This is a genomic window from Algoriphagus terrigena DSM 22685, assembly GCF_000429445.1.
GTDB classification, from domain to species: Bacteria; Bacteroidota; Bacteroidia; order Cytophagales; family Cyclobacteriaceae; genus Algoriphagus; species Algoriphagus terrigena.
Window position 1 is genome coordinate 42,209 of the sequence record NZ_AUBW01000006.1, and the last position, 16,064, is coordinate 58,272.

Genomic DNA, 16,064 nt, shown 5'->3' on the forward strand with positions numbered 1-16,064 from the left:
TACCTAATCACCTTAACATGAACGTCGCCAACACACAGATTCAGATGCGCAAAGGACTCCTGGAGTTTTGCGTGCTGCACATCATCTCCCGGGGCGAGGTCTATACTTCGGATCTGATCGATGAGCTCACCCAAGCTCAGATGATCGTCGTCGAAGGCACCCTCTATCCCCTGCTCAATCGGCTGAAATCTGCCGAACTCGCCACTTATCGTTGGGTAGAATCCGAAGCCGGCCCCCCTCGGAAATATTACTCGATCACCGAGGAGGGAAAAAACTTCCTTCTTACACTGTCAGATACTTGGGCTTCCCTGGTCAATTCTACGCAAGAAATCACCTCAAAGAATTGACCCAAAGCGACCCTAAAACAGACTCACCATGAAAAAGACGATAAGCATCAACATCAGCGGCATCCTCTTCCACATCGAAGAAGACGGCTACGACATCCTCAGAAAGTACCTGGACGCGATCAACAGGCATTTTTCGAGTTACAAAGAAAACCATGAGATCATCTCCGACATCGAAAACCGAATCGCGGAGATCTTCCTGAGCAATCTGAAAAACAACAAGCAGGTCATCTCTGCAGACAACGTGGACAAACTCATCGAAAAGATGGGAACCATCGCCGACTTCACCGCAGTCGAAGAAGACAAAGACGACGCAATACTGGAAGAGTCCGAACCAAAACAGGAGGATTTCTACAAATACGTCGCACCTCCGGGTGCTGAAACCGGCGGATACAAAAAGCTAAAACGGCTGGAAAACAAAAAGATCCTCGGTGGAGTCTGCGCCGGCATCGCCAACTATTTCTCAGTCGATCCGCTTTGGACACGATTGATTGCCATCCTGCTGCTCTTCAGCGGAAATCTGAACATGCACCATTTTGGGTTTTTGGACATCTTTCCCTTCGATAATTTCCGCTTCAATCTGAGCTTTGGCTTCTTCGCCATCGTGGCCTACATCGTGCTGTGGATCATCCTGCCGGTATCCTATGAGATGATGGAAGACACCAAGATCAAGAAACTGTTCAGAAATCCGGATGACAAGGTTTTGGGTGGAGTTTCCAGCGGATTGGGAGCCTATTTTGGTGTGGAAGTAGTCTACGTCAGATTGGCGTTTGTGCTGTTGGCGTTCGCAGGTGGCTCAGGGATCCTGATTTACCTGATCCTGTGGATTATCACTCCGGTCGCAAGCTCCATCACCGAGCGGATCAAGATGAAGGGCGGGGAAATCACCCTGGACAGCATCGACTCGACGATCAAAGAAAGCATCAATCCTATTCCGCAAGCTCCCGAATCCCCGACCAGAAAGATCCTGATGGCACCTTTTCGGATCTTGGGAAAAGTGATTGACGCAATCGGATCAGCACTCGGTCCATTGGGTAAATTCATCGCCAACGTCATCCGTGTAATCTTCGGACTGATCATCTTCTTCATCGGACTTTCTCTGACAATCACTCCTCTGATCGCTCTGGCGGCATACTTCGGGGTGACCGATGCGGACTACCGGGTATTGATGGACAACTTCCCGGTGGAGCTGTTCACGGACATGGTGCCTGTTTGGCTAGTGGTCTCCAGCATCGGTTTGGTGATCATTCCGGGGATTATTATTCTACTTCTCGGCCTGAGTGTCCTGGCGCAAAAGAATCTGATCGGGAGCCGATTCGGGCTGGTAGCTTTGGGACTTTGGCTGCTGTGCGTGGGCATCTCTATCTTCCAGATTCCGAAGATCGTCGCCCAGTTCAAAGAAGAAAACTGGCACAAAACGGAAGCTGCTCTCCCCGTCACTCCAGGCACGCTGATTCTCACCCTGAACAACCTGGAGGACGAGCCGACATTCAACCATGTCAATTTGAGGATTGAAGGAACAGCTGATACGACCGTGACCCTCAAAGAGGACTATTTCTCCAGAGGAAGAACCAAAGCAGAAGCTCTGGCCAACGCTCAGAAGTTCAAGTATTCCTACGCCGTGACGGATTCGGTTGTGACCTTCAACGAAGGGTTTGACATCAGCAGCGTGGATCAATTCCGCGATCAAAAAGTCAATCTGACGCTTCAGGTACCTTATGACCGTCCGTTTATCATGGAGAGATCACTCTTGGATATCCTGAGAAACACCATCTACGCCAACGGATACCGATCAAATGACGTGAGCTCCGGCGCAGTTTGGGTGTTCAATCCAGGCGGGTTGATCTGCCTGACGTGTGCTGAGAAACGGGGTGATGCAGAAGATTGGGATGAATGGAGAGAGGAAGATGAAAATGAAAAAGCCGTGCTGGACTCGCTGCAGCGGGTGAAGCTCGACAGCGCTTCCCGTGCGAAATTTGATTCAGCATATTTCATGAAAGACTGACAGAATTTTGGTCAGCTGGCGACTGACTACCGTCGGCAGCTGGCGAAGACTCGGATAAAATAGGCACCCAAACGGTGCCTCTTTTTTTGTACCTTAATTTTTAAACCCAGACTAACATGAATGTTACAGCGAAGTTTCTAGGAGGCGCGGGGGCAGTCACCGGCTCCAAATACCTGATTGAACTTGGGGATTTTGAATTTTTGGTGGATTGTGGCCTTTTCCAAGGGCCAAAAGAATGGAGAGAAAGAAACTGGGACGACTTCCCCACGGCATTGGCGCAACTGGAGGCTGTCGTACTGACCCATGCCCATCTGGACCATATCGGCTACCTGCCCAAGTTGGTCAAGCAGGGCTATAGCGGACCGATCTATTGCACAGAAGCAACTGCCGAGCTAGCAAAGATCCTGCTACTGGATTCGGGTAAACTTCAGGAAGAGGAAGCAGAATTTGCCCGCAAGAAAGGCTACTCCCGCCACGAAATTCCCCAGCCTCTGTACACGATGGAAGATGCGGAGGCGGTTTTTCCGCTGCTCGTGCCCCAAGCTTTCGACAAGCCTGTTTCGATCCATCCCGGCGTGGATCTGACCTATTTTCATGCCGGCCATATTCTTGGAGCGGCCATCGTGAAGATCGTCTTCAAAGGTGACTCCCAGACCAAGAAACTTATTTTCTCCGGCGATATTGGAAGGTTCAACGACCCTCTTCTTTTCCCTCCCACGCTCATCCCAAAAGCCGACATACTCTGGATCGAATCGACCTATGGCGACCGAAACTCGCCGCCGGGCAAACCCGAGGACGAACTGGCACTGGCGATCCGGGAGACGTTTGACCGGGGAGGATTGGTGGTCATTCCCGCATTTGCGGTGGGCAGGACGCAGCTGCTGCTCTATCATCTCTATATGCTGATGGAGAAGGGGAAAATCCCTAAAACGCGGGTCTATCTAGACAGCCCGATGGCCATAGAAGCCACCAAATTGTACTTGGACTTCCACATGGATCACAGGCTGTCGGCAATGCTGGAAGACGGGCAAGAGCATGCCTTCAATCATCCTCAGCTTCACTATGTTCAGAAGCAGGAGCAGTCGATGGCCCTCAATGAATTTCACGGACGGGCGATCATCATCTCAGCCAGCGGCATGGCGACCGGTGGCCGGGTGTTGCATCACCTTTTTCACCGTGTCCCAGACGAGAGAAACGGGGTGATAATCGTCGGCTATCAGGCTGAGGGCACCCGCGGCAGAAGATTGCTGGACGGCGAACCCACACTAAAAATCTACGGAACCGAGGTTCCGGTCAAGGCAAAGATTTACCATATCGAAGGACTCTCTGCCCATGCGGATCAGAGCGAATTGATGGCCTGGGCCGAGGGATTTACCGACAACCCCAAGCGGGTGTTTGTGGTGCATGGTGAGAAGGAAAGTGCAGAGGCCTTGGCATTCAAATTAAAAGACGAATTGGGTTGGAATACAGTGATCCCGCAATATTTGGAATCATTTGTGCTCTTTGAGGGAATCTAAACCTAAGCTACCTATGAAATCGAGCATATCATCGGCGACACACAAGGCGATGATTAACAAACTTGCGAGATTCCATGTGGCCTTTAAATAACAAATTATATACATGAAAAAGCTCGTATTAATTCTTTTGTTCCTCTCCTCCGCCGTCCTGCTTCAACACTGCAAACCCTACCAACCCGAAGGCCAGGGCATCACCGGCACTGTCACCTGGGTCGAAGGCAACCAGATGCCGACGATCAGCGACACTGCAGACACCACTTCCAAATCTGCAGCGCAACCGATCAAACGGACTGTACGCGTCTATCCCCTGATCAAGTTTGAGGATCTGAAGGTCGAAAACGGTCTGTACACCGCGGTAGCGGAAGAGCCGCTTACGGAAGTAGAAACTGACGAAAAGGGCAAGTATTCGATCCAACTCAGCCCCGGCCGATATTCTGTTTTTGTCGTGGAAGAAGGCGGCTTGTTTGCCAGTATCTTCGATGGTGAAGGAAATGTGCAGCCGGTGACCGTGAAGGAAAACGAATGGACCTTGCTGGATATTGAGGTGAATTATAAGGCGACTTATTGAAAGAATTGTCAGCCAGAAATATCATAGGGGGACTTTTTAGAAAAGTAAAAAGCTGTTACTTCGCAAAGGAATAACTAAGAAGATGTCAAACCGCTGGGGCATATCCAAGCATGTAGAAGATCTTGTGCGGGAACGGGACTTAAATTGCGTGTATTGTGGAATTTCATTTATCAGTACAATTCCAACCTACAAAACAAGACCAACCTGGGAACACATAGTCAATGACGTGAGGTTGAGAGGAGAAGACAATGTTGCTCTTTGCTGCGGTTCGTGTAATGCCAGTAAAGGGTCAAAACTTTTAATGGACTGGTTGAAAAGTAACTATTGCTCCACCAAAGGAATCACTGAGAAAAGTGTTGCAATGCCAGTAAAGAGTCACTTAGCCGAAAAATAGACTTTCTATCTCCTCTCCGAATTGCCTTTATCATTATCAAAAAACATCACCATGTTCATCGAATTAGAAGTAAAACTGGGCATCCTTGTTCACGGATACACCAATGAAAACAAAGAGATCGAAGAGGTCTTCAACGAGCCTGAGTTCATGAAGAAGATTGTCGCGATAGACCGTATCCAGTCCATCAGCGAAAAGTATATTCTGGTCAAATCCTCTCACGACCGAATCATGTATTGGGAATACAAGGGCACGATGGCCGAACTAAAGCAAAGGATGCTGGACGCCGGGATAAAGATTGCATAGGCATTCGCACGCGAAGTGCTATACAACTACCGATCCCCCGATTTTCTCCCTTCCACAATTTGCAAAATGTTGCCTGATTAGGTAACTTTGATTCGTGGCTGGCAATTTCATAAGGAACATATTCTACTACAAAGCGTTCTATCTTGACTTCTTTGCCAAACTTAGGCCAGAGGTTAAGAAAAAATTCAACTGGACCTTGCAGCTGATTGCGACCATAGATCGGGTTCCTGAAAAATACTTCAAACATATCGCTGGCACGACTGGGCTTTATGAAATCAGGGTTGAAGTAGGCTCAGACATTTTCAGAGTCTTTAGTTTCTTCGATAAAGGTCACCTAGTGATCCTGGTGAACGGGTTTCAAAAGAAAACACAAAAGACTCCTAAAAACGAAATCGAGTTAGCAGAACGACTTAAAAAACAATACTTTGATGAACAAGGCAAATAACGATCTTACATCTTTTGCTGACCATTTGGACGATCAATACGGCAAACGTGGGACAGCTATACGTGAACAATACGAAGAAGAATTTGAATCATTCAGACTCGGTACGATGTTACAAGAGCTTCGCAAAAAACAAGGTTTGACTCAGGAACAACTTGCAGTCAAATGCGGCACAACCAAAACCTACATTTCACGCATAGAGAATAACGCGAGTGATATCAGATTGTCAACTCTCATGAGAATTATTCACGAAGGGTTAGGAGGGCACCTCAAGTTTTCAGTTGATTTTTAGGGCCATCTCTGAAAATCGGAATTAGCAAAAATAAAAAAAGCCCCAGAATCATAGACTCCGGGGCTTTTGCATTACTATTATTGTTTTATTTAATTATCTGCTGCCTTTTCCTTTTTGGTCACGGAAATCGTCAGTTCGGTACCTTCGCCACTATAGTCGGCGATGATCACGTCTCCTTCGGAAAGGTCGCCCTTCAGGATTTCCTCGGCGATGGCATCTTCCAGGTATTTCTGAATCGCACGGTTGAGAGGACGTGCACCATACTGCTGGTCGTAGCCTTTTTCCGCAAGGAAATCTTTGGCCTTCTCCGTCAGCTCGATCTTGTATCCCAAATCTGTAATTCTTCGGAACAGCTTACCCAAGCTAATGTCGATGATCTTGAAGATATGCTCTTTGCTCAGCGAATTGAATACCACCACGTCATCAAGACGGTTGAGGAATTCCGGGCTGAAAGCTTTCTTCAAAGCAGACTGAATGGTCGACTTCATTACATCGTCGATTCCTTCGGTTTTTGCTTTGTTGGCAAAGCCTATTCCGGCTCCAAAATCTTTCAGATCACGTACGCCAATATTGGACGTCATGATGATGATCGTGTTTCGGAAATCGACTCTTCTACCCAGTCCGTCAGTCAGAATGCCGTCGTCCAACACCTGCAAGAGGATATTGAACACATCCGGGTGGGCCTTTTCGATCTCGTCAAGGAGTACAACTGAATACGGCTTTCTTCTGACTTTCTCTGTCAGCTGTCCGCCTTCTTCATAACCCACATAGCCTGGAGGCGCTCCTACCAAACGGGATACGGAGAATTTCTCCATGTATTCCGACATATCGATCCGGATCAGCGAATCGTCTTTGTCGAAGAGGTAAGTAGCTAACATCTTGGCCAACTCAGTCTTACCGACGCCGGTGGGGCCTAGGAAGATGAATGAACCGATGGGCTTCTTAGGATCTTTCAAGCCCACTCGTGTGCGCTGGATAGCCTTTGTCAGCTTCTTGATAGCTTCCTCCTGTCCGATGACTTTGTCACCCAACTCAACATTCATGTTAAGCAGTTTGGCTCCTTCGTTTTGGGCGATACGCTTAGCAGGAATCCCTGTCATCATCGCGATTACTTCTGCAACGTTGTCTTCTTCCACGGTGAATCGCTTGGACTTGCTTTCATCTTCCCAGCGATTTTTCGCAGCTTCCAGTTGCTCGAGGAGTTTTTTCTCCTTGTCCCGCAGCTGTGCCGCTTCCTCGTATTTCTGTGATTTGACTACACGGTTTTTCTCCGCCTTGATGTTCTCTACCTCAGCCTCCAGTCTGAGGATGTCCTCAGGCACGTGGATGTTATTGATATGGACTCTGGCACCGGCCTCATCCAGGATATCAATGGCTTTATCAGGAAGGAAACGGTCCGAGATGTATCTGTCGGACAACTTCACACAGGCCTCAATCGCTTCTGGGGTGTAGATCACATTGTGGTGATCCTCATATTTGTCTTTGATGTTGTTTAAGATTTGGATGGTCTCTTCCGGAGAAGTGGCATCCACCATCACCATCTGGAATCGACGGGCCAAGGCACCATCTTTCTCGATGTACTGACGGTATTCATCCAGCGTGGTGGCCCCGATGCATTGGATTTCTCCACGGGCCAGGGCCGGTTTGAACATATTCGAAGCGTCCAAAGAGCCGGAAGCTCCACCTGCTCCTACGATCGTGTGCAACTCATCAATGAAAAGGATCACGTTTGGAGATTTCTCCAGCTCGTTCATCACGGCTTTCATACGCTCTTCAAACTGTCCTCTATATTTCGTCCCCGCAACCAAAGAAGCCAAGTCCAAAGTTACCACACGCTTGTTGAAGAGCACGCGGGACACTTTCTTCTGAACAATTCTCAGGGCAAGGCCTTCTGCAATTGCAGTCTTACCCACACCGGGCTCGCCTATTAGGATCGGGTTGTTTTTCTTTCTTCGGGAAAGAATCTGTGCTACACGCTCAATCTCTTTCTCACGTCCGATGATCGGATCAAGTTTGTCATCTTCCGCCATCTTGGTCAGATCGCGTCCGAAGTTATCCAAGACCGGTGTCCGTGACTTTTCTGCGCCAGGCTTGGCTTGACCACCAGCACCGCTGCCGGACGAACCAAACAATTTCGACCCGTCGTCATCACCGTCTTCAGCTTCCGCTTTTGCACGCGGGGCCGGACCGGCGTCGGATTGCATCTCAAGCATTTCCTTGACAGATTCGTAGTTCACCTCAAACTTATTCAAGATCTGCGTTGCAATATTATCCTCATCTCTGAGAATTGACAGGAGCAAATGTTCTGTACCTATCAGTTGGCTTTTGAAGATTTTAGCCTCCAAATAAGTGATCTTCAAGACCTTCTCCGACTGACGGGTCAGCGGAATGTTGGCCATATTTTTCACATTGTGATTTGCAGTACCTTTCACGGCACGCTCGATGGCATTGCGTAACTCATCCAGAGGAACGCCCATTTTTTTGAGTATCGAGACAGCTACACCTTCTCCTTCGCGTATCATCCCAAGCAGGAGGTGCTCTGTGCCAATGTAGTCATGTCCCAAGCGAAGCGCTTCTTCGCGGCTGAGAGAGATCACCTCTTTGACTCTATTCGAAAATTTCGCTTCCATTTAAAATCCTTTCTGATTGTATAATAAACCTGTACGTATGTTACCGAATTTGTTTTATAAACACAATCCTTTTACGGTTTGTTCATTGTTTTTTTATCGATTCCCTCAGGATTTTTCCAGCCTCGGGTCCGGTGCAAAACAGCAAATCCAGAATGCTCAGGTTTGGCTCAAAGTTTACGCCAAAGAGTTGGGGGTAGGAAATGGGCTGGTAGAAATCTCTCTCCGAAAAAGGCCTTCCCGGCTCTATTTGAGCTCTTATGTCCTGCACATCTGGAGAAATTTCCTTTTCTGGGAATACGGCGATCTTGACAGGCAGCCGTAGAAGTTTAAGACAGATTGTCAGAAGTTTTTGGTTTAAATCCCACAGTCTTACTTCTTCCGACTCGATGACATCTTTGATGTACGGAAAAAAGAATTCAAAAAACGGCGCTTTCCCATAGGCACTTTGAAGTCCCCGAAGATGGATCGCCTGCCATTTTTGTTCATAATCTATCCTGATTTGGTCCATTGGCAGTTTCGGTCGCCTTCCTATGATCGGCACGCTGAGTGTCTCCACTTTATTTGCGAGACGAATCCGGGTGCGGTTGAGGTAGGATTGCCGCTGGTAAAGGTCCTTTGGAAAGATCAGCAACTCCTCCGCATTGGCGATCGCCGCAAAGAACTCAATGCTCGGAAGGTAATGGAGGTCGATTGCTATTCTGTTCAAGGGAAAAAATCGTTATTGGTTACCGGTTATTGGTTAATCGTATATCAGTAGACTGTGCGTGTGTCAGCCTAGCGGAGCGAAAGTCTTCGATCTCCCTTTTCCCGTCAGGGTAAATTTCAAAGCAAATCCTCCAGATTTCCCAATCCCTGCCTGATCACTTCCACTTCGTCTCCGGTGCAGTTGAGGATGGTGGAAGCCACATTTTGGCCGTATCCGCCATCGATCACGAGGTCCACCAAGTTTTGGTATTTCTCAAAGATCAGCTCAGGATCGGTGGAGTATTCGATGACCTCGTCCTCGTCACGGATGGAAGTGGAGAGGATCGGCTGCCCGAGTTCCTCCACGATGGCTCTCGGCACGCCATGATTTGGGACACGGATTCCCACCGTCTTTTTATTACTGTGCAAGATCTTGGGGACCTGCGTACTCGCTTCGAGGATAAATGTAAACGGTCCGGGAAAGGCCTTTTTCATCATCTTAAACACAGGCTTGTCAATCATCCGCGTGTATTGGGCGATGTTGCTCAGATCGGCACAGATGAAGGAAAAGTTGTGCTTTCTGGGATTGATGCCCTTGATCTTGCAGATGCGCTCAATGGCGCGCTGGTTGGTGATGTCGCAGCCCATGCCGTAGACCGTATCTGTAGGATAGATGATCACGCCACCGCTGCGAAGCACGTCCACCACCTGCTGCACCCGTCTCGGATCGGGATTCTCTTCGTAAAGTCTAATAAATTCAGCCATTCCCCTCAGCTTTATTTGATTCCACAAGCTTAACCCAATTATCGTACAAATAATGCACAATCGGGATATCTGCAGCGGCCCAATCCAGGGAAAGTAGCTCGTTTCTATCCACCCAAACCACCCGGGAATGCTCCAAAAGGCATATTTGTCCGTTCTTCCAAGTCGTCAAAAACGGGATCAAATGAATGATTTTGCCGGGGTATTGAAAGTCAACAGGCGGCAATCCGGCAAAGATCTCCACATCAATGGCAAGCTCTTCCCGGATTTCCCGAATGAGGCAGGACTTCGGATCTTCACCTTCTTCTAACTTTCCCCCGGGAAATTCCCATTTTCCTGGCAAATCCATCGAATCAGAACGCTGTGCTGCCAAAACCTTTCCCTGATGAATGATTAGGGCGCAGGTGACGGGGATGATTTTCATGGGCAAAGGTTCGATACTGGCCCAAAGTTAGGCTTCATTCCGATTTTTTCTTCCAATTCAGAATCCCCTCGTCAGTGTACCCTTGGGTCACTTCCTCGATTTTTCCGTTTTCGTCTATGAGGTAAAAAGTGGGGAAACCGTTGACTCCATAGCTTTTGCCCACTTCCTTAGCTTCCAAAAGGACGGTAAATGGGATTTCGACATTTGACATATATTTCCCCATTCTTTCTTTCGAATCCACGGGATTGACATATAACGGGACGATGTTTTCGGCAAACTCATAGTCTGGTTTGGCAAACTGCTCCAGGGCGATCTTGCACCAGCCGCAGTTGATAATCGAAAAATCGATAAGGACTTTCTTGCCACGGAAATCAGAGAGCTTGACCGCCTTGCCATTCGCGTCCTCCAGTTCAAAATCCGGTGCAGGAGCACCCACTTTGAGCAAAGGCGACTCAGTAGAGCCCTCCACTTTGGTCAGGTATCCTTTGGGAAATTCCACGACAAAAGGTTCTGCTTTCTCTCCCAATTTCCAATCCTCAAAAGTGCTTTCGATCAACTGGTTTCTCCGCCCGTCGTGATAAAGCCGCCTCGAATAAAACTCAGGCAACAGATTCGCAGGATTGATCCACAGGTGGTTTTCCAAGTAAACTTTTTTGTCCATAATCACCGTGTCCATCTCTATCCAGAGAAACTGAAGCAGTTGTTGTCCTTTTACGCTGGTATCGCCCAGGTACTTCCAAGGCTCGTTTTCCAGCAAAACGAGTGGGTTAAATGATCGGTAGCTGTTGCTTTTCAGCCGCCCGGATTCGTTCTCCTCCAGCGTCAGAATTGTGCTCTTCAGATGGTCTACATTGTACTGGACTCCCTCCACATACCAAAACTCATGGCCCTCTTTTTCCCCTCTAAAATCATATCCAAGTACCGCCTCTGGATTTTTCCGAAAATCCACCGAATAGAGCGCCGTGTCAAACTCCCCCATATTTGGTGTTTCGAAGATTAGCGTCTGTCGAAACTCTACTCGGGCGGCCTTGTACAGTTTTTCCTTCGCCGCCAAAAAAAGCTCATCAGGATTTTGTGGTTTGGAACAGCTCATCAGAAAAACAGCCATTCCCAGAGTGTAAAAAACTTTCATAGGTAGTATGATTTGTGCGGTAGGTAATTCTACGAAAACAAAATCCTTAAACCAATAAAATCGTTTTCTAGTTTTCGTGGAAGCGCTTTCTTCCTTCATCCTTTAACAGGGAAGCTTTCCAAAAAACATTTTTCCCGAAACCAATTCGCCAACCTTTGCTATTTTTGTCCCCTATGCAAAGCGAAAAGCGTAAAAACCTCCTGCTCGTCATCCTGATTGCCACATCGGTACTGACGATTTCCCTTACGTTCTATTTCTATCAGGTCTTTTTCAGCCCCAATACCATGGTGGAGTCGGACCAAACCTACATGCTCAAAATCCCCACCAATGCAGTGTACAAGCAGGTGGCTAACCAGCTGTATGACGATAAGGTGATCAATGATGCGGTGAGTTTTGGCTTTGTCGCCAAAGTGCTCGGCTATCAGGAAGACGTCAAGCCGGGTCTTTACAAGGTCGATCCAAAGATGAGCAACCTGGATCTGGTGCGGATGCTTCGATCCGGCCGACAGGTTCCTGTCAAGGTGACTTTTAACAATGTCCGGACGAAGGAAGATCTTGCAGAAAAGATCACTGCCAATCTCGAAGTGACTCAAGAGCAGTTTTTGGAGATGATCCAAGACTCGGTTTACATCCGAAAGTTTGACTTCGAAGAAGAAACCGTCATGAGCATGTTCATCCCAAATACCTACGAGTTTTGGTGGAATACCAGTCCTGATGCGCTTTTTGACCGGATGTACAAAGAATATGAAGCCTTCTGGACCGAAGAACGGAAGCAAAAAGCGCAGGCACTTGGCTTGACACAAAAGGAAGTCAGCACCCTCGCATCGATCGTGCAGGCCGAAAGTCAAAAATCGGACGAGCGCCCAAAGATCTCGGGAGTTTACCTGAACCGGATGAAACTGGGCATGCCCCTGCAGGCCGATCCGACCTTGGTGTACGCGACGGGAGACTTTACCCTGAAGCGCATCCTGAATGTGCACAAGGCGATCGAAAGTCCCTACAACACCTACAAATACGCTGGCCTCCCTCCCGGCCCGATCAACCTGCCGGACATCAACTCGCTCAACGCGGTATTGAATACCGAAAAGCACGATTACCTGTACTTCTGCGCCAAGGAGGACTTTTCTGGCTACCATGCCTTCGCGAGCAACTACGACGATCACATGAACAATGCGCGGCGTTATCAGAAAGCCCTGAACGCTGCAAATATCTTCTAAATGTTCCAGGCTGAAACCCAGATCCGCGTTCGCTATGCCGAAACAGACCAAATGGGCTATGTGTACTATGGCAACTATGCCATGTATTTTGAGGTGGCACGGGTAGAGGCAATGCGCTCGGCAGGCTTCTCTTATCGGGAAATGGAAGAAAACGGCGTCATGATGCCGGTCTTGGAAAGTCATTTCCGATACCTCAAGCCAGGGAAATACGACGAGCTTCTCACCATCAAAACCGTCATCCCGGTGTCGCCCGGTGTACGGATCCGCTTTGAATACGAGGTCACCAACGAACTAGGAGAACTCATCACCGAGGGCTGGACGACACTGACTTTTCTCAAAAAAGATACCCATCAGCCTACCCGACCGCCGAAGAATTTGTTAGATTTATTGAAACCCTATTTTGGGTAAAACATTGAGACAGTGATCAAAAAGGAAATTTTCAAATGGCGCTTACGCTTGCAGCTCAAGGCAAGGCATTTGAAAAAAATACATCTCGGTCACCCAGACAAGAATCTCTACGATGTCGTCCGGATCTTCATCCAGCAACTCAAAAAAGACGATATCGGCGAGCGGGCTGGCTCCATGGCCTTTAGCTACACGATTGCGCTGTTTCCATTACTGCTTTTTTTGCTCAATCTGATCCCCTATCTCCAGGACTTCATCCCGATGGTCACCACGCACAACATCCTGGATTTTGTGAAAAACGTCATCCCGCTCGAGATGTATGAAAACATCGAAACCACCCTGATGGATATCGTCTCCAAACCTCGGCAGAGCTTGCTCTCATTCGGTTTTTTCTTCGCATTGTACGCCTCTACCCAAGGAGTCATGTCGATGATGACCTCATTCAATTCTGTCTACAAAACCAGAGAAAACCGCGGATTTCTCAAATCAAGGATCATTGCCGTCTGCATCGTATTCGCGTTGGTACTGACTGTCTTCGCAGCCAGCTCGGTCATGATCGTCGGGAGTCTGCTGATCAATGCCTTGGACGAGATGCACCTGTTCAACAGTAATTTCATGATTTTCCTGTTCAACACCTTCAAGTTTCTGATCCTGCTTTTTGTGTTTTACATCACCTCCGCATTCATCTTTCGCTTTGCGCCGGCGGTTCACGACAAGTGGCATTTCTTTTCGATAGGTGCTCAGATGGCTGGTTTGTTGATCACATTTTCTTTTTACGGCTTCATCTTTTACCTCGACAATTTTGCTTCTTACAACAAACTTTACGGGTCAATCGGGACGCTCATTGCGTTGATGTTTTGGCTTTGGATCACCTCTCTCATCGTACTGGTCTGCTTCGAAGTCAATGTCAGTCTCGATCTGGCCGAGGACAAACAGCGGCAGCGTGACAGCAACCGAAAAGCGGTGACCCACTCCTTTGAGTCAGAACCCGGACACAGCTGAATCTAAAAGAGGGATTGATGTAGAATTTATTTCCTTATTTTTAAACTCTTCACATCCTAAAGCCACCAAGCATGAACCGTCTTTTGTCACAAATAGGTCTCTTTCTGACCTTTCTAGTATTCTTTGGCTGCAGTGAACCTGCACCGACCGTCATACCAGACTCCGAAATAAACACCTGGTTTGATACCCAATACGAGCAACTCTTGCAGATGAGTCCCTTGCAACTGACCGTGCAGGGACGAAAGGATCACTACAGTGAGATCGATGACTTGAGCGAAGAAGCCGAGGATAAAAAACTCGGATGGATGGAAGCCAGCGTCGCGGAGATGAAAGAAAAATTCCCTGTCGAGCAACTGAGCCCCGAAGCCAGGGTCTCCTACGATCTTTGGGAATATCAGTATGAGATGGAAAAAGGCGACATCGCGTTTCGCCGGATGAACTATGTGTTCAACCAGATGGGCGGCATCCACACCCAGCTTCCGAATATGCTGATCAACCTTCACAAGGTCGACGAGCCGGCGGACATGACTGCCCTGATTGCCCGATATAAGGAAGTAGGAAGAGCGATTGACCAGCTCCTTGAGCGTGCAAAACTGCAAACCGAAGGCGGTGTAAGGCCACCAAAATTTGCGTATGAATACGTCATCCAGCAGTCCACAGCCCTGATTACGGGCGAGCCTTTTACTAATTCTGCGGAAAAAGCACCGCTCTGGTCCGACGCACTTGCGAAGATCGAAGGCCTGGAAAAAGCCGGAAAGATCACGGCCGAAGAAGCTGAAGAATTCCGATCCAAAGCCAAGGAAACATTGGTTAACGGATTCAAACCTGCCTATGAAAGCCTGATTGCCTGGCTGGAAACCGAACTTCCTAATCTGGAGGAAAAACCAACCGGCGTCAGCCGTCATGAAAAAGGTGCAGCCCTTTACGCCCACCGACTGAAATCTTCGACGACGACCAATCTGAGCGCAGAGGAGATCCACCAGATCGGACTGGATGAAGTGAAACGAATCCAGGAAGAGATGCTTGCGATCAAAGAAAAAGTTGGGTTTGATGGAGATCTGCCGGCATTCTTCAAGTTTATCAACAGCGACCCGCAGTTCTTTTTCCCAAATACTGACGAAGGAAGACAAGCATACCTCGATGAGTCCACAGCATTTTTGGATACAATCAAGGGGAAATTACCGGAGTTCTTTGGCATTTTGCCAAAGGCGGACTTGGTGGTAAAAAGAGTGGAAGCATTCCGGGAGCAACCGGGCGCTCCGCAACATTACAACCAGGGTACGCCTGACGGCTCCCGTCCTGGCACCTACTATGTACACCTTTCGGACATGAACGCGATGCCAAAATCCACGATGGAAGGTGTCGCCTATCACGAGGGAAATCCGGGTCACCACATGCAGATTTCGATCGCCCAAGAGCTCACTACTGTACCAAAATTTCGCACCCAGATGGGGTTCAATGCGTACGTGGAAGGCTGGGCACTCTATTCCGAGGCCTTGGCCAAAGAAATGGGACAATACAAGAATCCCTATTATGATTTTGGACGGTTGGTGAACGAAATCTGGCGAGCGATCCGTCTGGTTACTGACACAGGCCTCCATGCCAAAGGCTGGACTGAGGCTGATGCGATCAAATACTTTTCCGAAAACTCTTCTATCTCACCGGGCGCTATCCAGGCGGAAGTTCGCCGATACATGGTCATTCCCGGTCAGGCTACGGGCTACAAGATCGGTATGCTGAAGATTCAGGAGCTGCGAAAACTGGCAGAAACCGAGCTTGGGGATCAGTTTGACCTCAAAGGTTTCCATGACACCGTATTGGGCAGTGGAGCTTTGCCTTTGGAGATTCTGGAGAAAGAAGTGAAGCGCTGGATTGCTGACGTGAAGGCGGGCGAATGATGCCGGCTGAAATTAGAGATTAGAGTTTAGTGGCGAAGAGAGCAT

General features: G+C 48.4%; 16 protein-coding genes. 11 read left to right on the forward strand and 5 right to left on the reverse strand.

From position 1 onward, the window contains the following. The first annotated feature begins 17 nt into the window (after nt 1-17). The 7 genes from G459_RS0106060 to G459_RS0106090 all read left to right on the forward strand — a co-directional run bounded on the left by G459_RS0106060 (nt 18) and on the right by G459_RS0106090 (nt 5,865). Nucleotides 18-347, forward strand: coding sequence for a PadR family transcriptional regulator (locus tag G459_RS0106060; protein WP_026966839.1), 330 nt, complete (start codon nt 18-20; stop codon nt 345-347). 28 nt (nt 348-375) lie between these two features. Then, nucleotides 376-2,349, forward strand: coding sequence for a PspC domain-containing protein (locus G459_RS0106065; protein WP_026966840.1), 1,974 nt, complete (start codon nt 376-378; stop codon nt 2,347-2,349). A gap of 116 nt (nt 2,350-2,465) precedes the next feature. Continuing rightward, nucleotides 2,466-3,866, forward strand: a complete 1,401-nt coding sequence (locus tag G459_RS0106070) for an MBL fold metallo-hydrolase RNA specificity domain-containing protein (protein ID WP_026966841.1) — start codon at nt 2,466-2,468, stop codon at nt 3,864-3,866. A gap of 103 nt (nt 3,867-3,969) precedes the next feature. Further along, the gene (locus G459_RS0106075) at nt 3,970-4,434 is read left to right on the forward strand and encodes a hypothetical protein (protein ID WP_026966842.1); all 465 of its coding nucleotides are present in this window, start codon (nt 3,970-3,972) and stop codon (nt 4,432-4,434) included. Nucleotides 4,435-4,879: 445 nt separating this feature from the next. Further along, complete coding sequence (locus G459_RS0106080) at nt 4,880-5,131, forward strand: hypothetical protein (RefSeq protein WP_035455307.1); 252 nt, start codon at nt 4,880-4,882, stop codon at nt 5,129-5,131. 94 nt (nt 5,132-5,225) lie between these two features. Next, the gene (locus G459_RS0106085) at nt 5,226-5,576 is read left to right on the forward strand and encodes a type II toxin-antitoxin system RelE/ParE family toxin (protein WP_157373286.1); all 351 of its coding nucleotides are present in this window, start codon (nt 5,226-5,228) and stop codon (nt 5,574-5,576) included. Further along, nucleotides 5,560-5,865: a helix-turn-helix domain-containing protein gene (locus G459_RS0106090; protein ID WP_026966845.1), complete on the forward strand. Its 306-nt coding sequence runs from the start codon at nt 5,560-5,562 to the stop codon at nt 5,863-5,865. Before G459_RS0106085 ends, G459_RS0106090 begins: the two co-directional genes overlap by 17 nt. An 89-nt stretch (nt 5,866-5,954) precedes the next feature. Here the strand turns inward: G459_RS0106090 and G459_RS0106095 are convergent, their stop codons facing one another. From G459_RS0106095 to G459_RS28870, 5 genes are all read right to left on the reverse strand, one after another. Further along, nucleotides 5,955-8,495: an ATP-dependent Clp protease ATP-binding subunit gene (locus G459_RS0106095; protein WP_026966846.1), complete on the reverse strand. Its 2,541-nt coding sequence runs from the start codon at nt 8,493-8,495 to the stop codon at nt 5,955-5,957. A gap of 82 nt (nt 8,496-8,577) precedes the next feature. Beyond that, entirely contained in the window at nt 8,578-9,201 is a 624-nt protein-coding gene (locus tag G459_RS0106100) for a WbqC family protein (RefSeq protein ID WP_026966847.1), read from the reverse strand. A 116-nt stretch (nt 9,202-9,317) separates the two neighbouring features. Further along, nucleotides 9,318-9,944, reverse strand: a complete 627-nt coding sequence (locus G459_RS0106105) for an L-threonylcarbamoyladenylate synthase (protein WP_035455308.1) — start codon at nt 9,942-9,944, stop codon at nt 9,318-9,320. Continuing rightward, entirely contained in the window at nt 9,937-10,365 is a 429-nt protein-coding gene (locus G459_RS0106110; RefSeq protein ID WP_026966849.1) for a (deoxy)nucleoside triphosphate pyrophosphohydrolase, read from the reverse strand. The genes G459_RS0106105 and G459_RS0106110 overlap by 8 nt, the downstream gene beginning before the upstream one ends. Nucleotides 10,366-10,399: 34 nt before the next feature. Then, nucleotides 10,400-11,497, reverse strand: coding sequence for a peroxiredoxin family protein (locus G459_RS28870; protein WP_169725008.1), 1,098 nt, complete (start codon nt 11,495-11,497; stop codon nt 10,400-10,402). Nucleotides 11,498-11,670: 173 nt separating this feature from the next. Between G459_RS28870 and mltG the strand changes: the two genes are divergently transcribed. The 4 genes from mltG (at nt 11,671) to G459_RS0106135 (ending at nt 16,019) form a co-directional block, all read left to right on the forward strand. Then, nucleotides 11,671-12,714 carry an endolytic transglycosylase MltG gene (mltG, locus tag G459_RS0106120; RefSeq protein WP_026966850.1) on the forward strand — a complete coding sequence of 348 codons (1,044 nt, stop codon included), beginning with the start codon at nt 11,671-11,673 and terminating at the stop codon, nt 12,712-12,714. Continuing rightward, the gene (locus G459_RS0106125; RefSeq protein WP_026966851.1) at nt 12,715-13,122 is read left to right on the forward strand and encodes an acyl-CoA thioesterase; all 408 of its coding nucleotides are present in this window, start codon (nt 12,715-12,717) and stop codon (nt 13,120-13,122) included. A gap of 15 nt (nt 13,123-13,137) precedes the next feature. Continuing rightward, nucleotides 13,138-14,121 carry a YihY/virulence factor BrkB family protein gene (locus tag G459_RS26965; protein ID WP_035455360.1) on the forward strand — a complete coding sequence of 328 codons (984 nt, stop codon included), beginning with the start codon at nt 13,138-13,140 and terminating at the stop codon, nt 14,119-14,121. A 71-nt stretch (nt 14,122-14,192) separates the two neighbouring features. After that, complete coding sequence (locus tag G459_RS0106135) at nt 14,193-16,019, forward strand: DUF885 domain-containing protein (RefSeq protein ID WP_026966852.1); 1,827 nt, start codon at nt 14,193-14,195, stop codon at nt 16,017-16,019. The last annotated feature ends 45 nt before the right edge of the window (nt 16,020-16,064 follow it).

Excerpts from the sequence above, each read along its gene's own strand:
- G459_RS0106125 (WP_026966851.1), top strand. The coding sequence starts at position 12,715 with ATGTTCCAGGCTGAAACCCAGATCCGCGTTCGCTATGCCGAAACAGAC.
- G459_RS0106060 (WP_026966839.1), top strand. The coding sequence starts at position 18 with ATGAACGTCGCCAACACACAGATTCAGATGCGCAAAGGACTCCTGGAG.
- G459_RS0106105 (WP_035455308.1), bottom strand. The coding sequence starts at position 9,944 with ATGGCTGAATTTATTAGACTTTACGAAGAGAATCCCGATCCGAGACGG.
- G459_RS0106065 (WP_026966840.1), top strand. The coding sequence starts at position 376 with ATGAAAAAGACGATAAGCATCAACATCAGCGGCATCCTCTTCCACATC.
- G459_RS0106110 (WP_026966849.1), bottom strand. The coding sequence starts at position 10,365 with ATGAAAATCATCCCCGTCACCTGCGCCCTAATCATTCATCAGGGAAAG.
- G459_RS0106135 (WP_026966852.1), top strand. The coding sequence starts at position 14,193 with ATGAACCGTCTTTTGTCACAAATAGGTCTCTTTCTGACCTTTCTAGTA.
- mltG (WP_026966850.1), top strand. The coding sequence starts at position 11,671 with ATGCAAAGCGAAAAGCGTAAAAACCTCCTGCTCGTCATCCTGATTGCC.
- G459_RS0106070 (WP_026966841.1), top strand. The coding sequence starts at position 2,466 with ATGAATGTTACAGCGAAGTTTCTAGGAGGCGCGGGGGCAGTCACCGGC.
- G459_RS0106080 (WP_035455307.1), top strand. The coding sequence starts at position 4,880 with ATGTTCATCGAATTAGAAGTAAAACTGGGCATCCTTGTTCACGGATAC.
- G459_RS0106090 (WP_026966845.1), top strand. The coding sequence starts at position 5,560 with ATGAACAAGGCAAATAACGATCTTACATCTTTTGCTGACCATTTGGAC.
- G459_RS0106095 (WP_026966846.1), bottom strand. The coding sequence starts at position 8,495 with ATGGAAGCGAAATTTTCGAATAGAGTCAAAGAGGTGATCTCTCTCAGC.
- G459_RS28870 (WP_169725008.1), bottom strand. The coding sequence starts at position 11,497 with ATGAAAGTTTTTTACACTCTGGGAATGGCTGTTTTTCTGATGAGCTGT.
- G459_RS0106075 (WP_026966842.1), top strand. The coding sequence starts at position 3,970 with ATGAAAAAGCTCGTATTAATTCTTTTGTTCCTCTCCTCCGCCGTCCTG.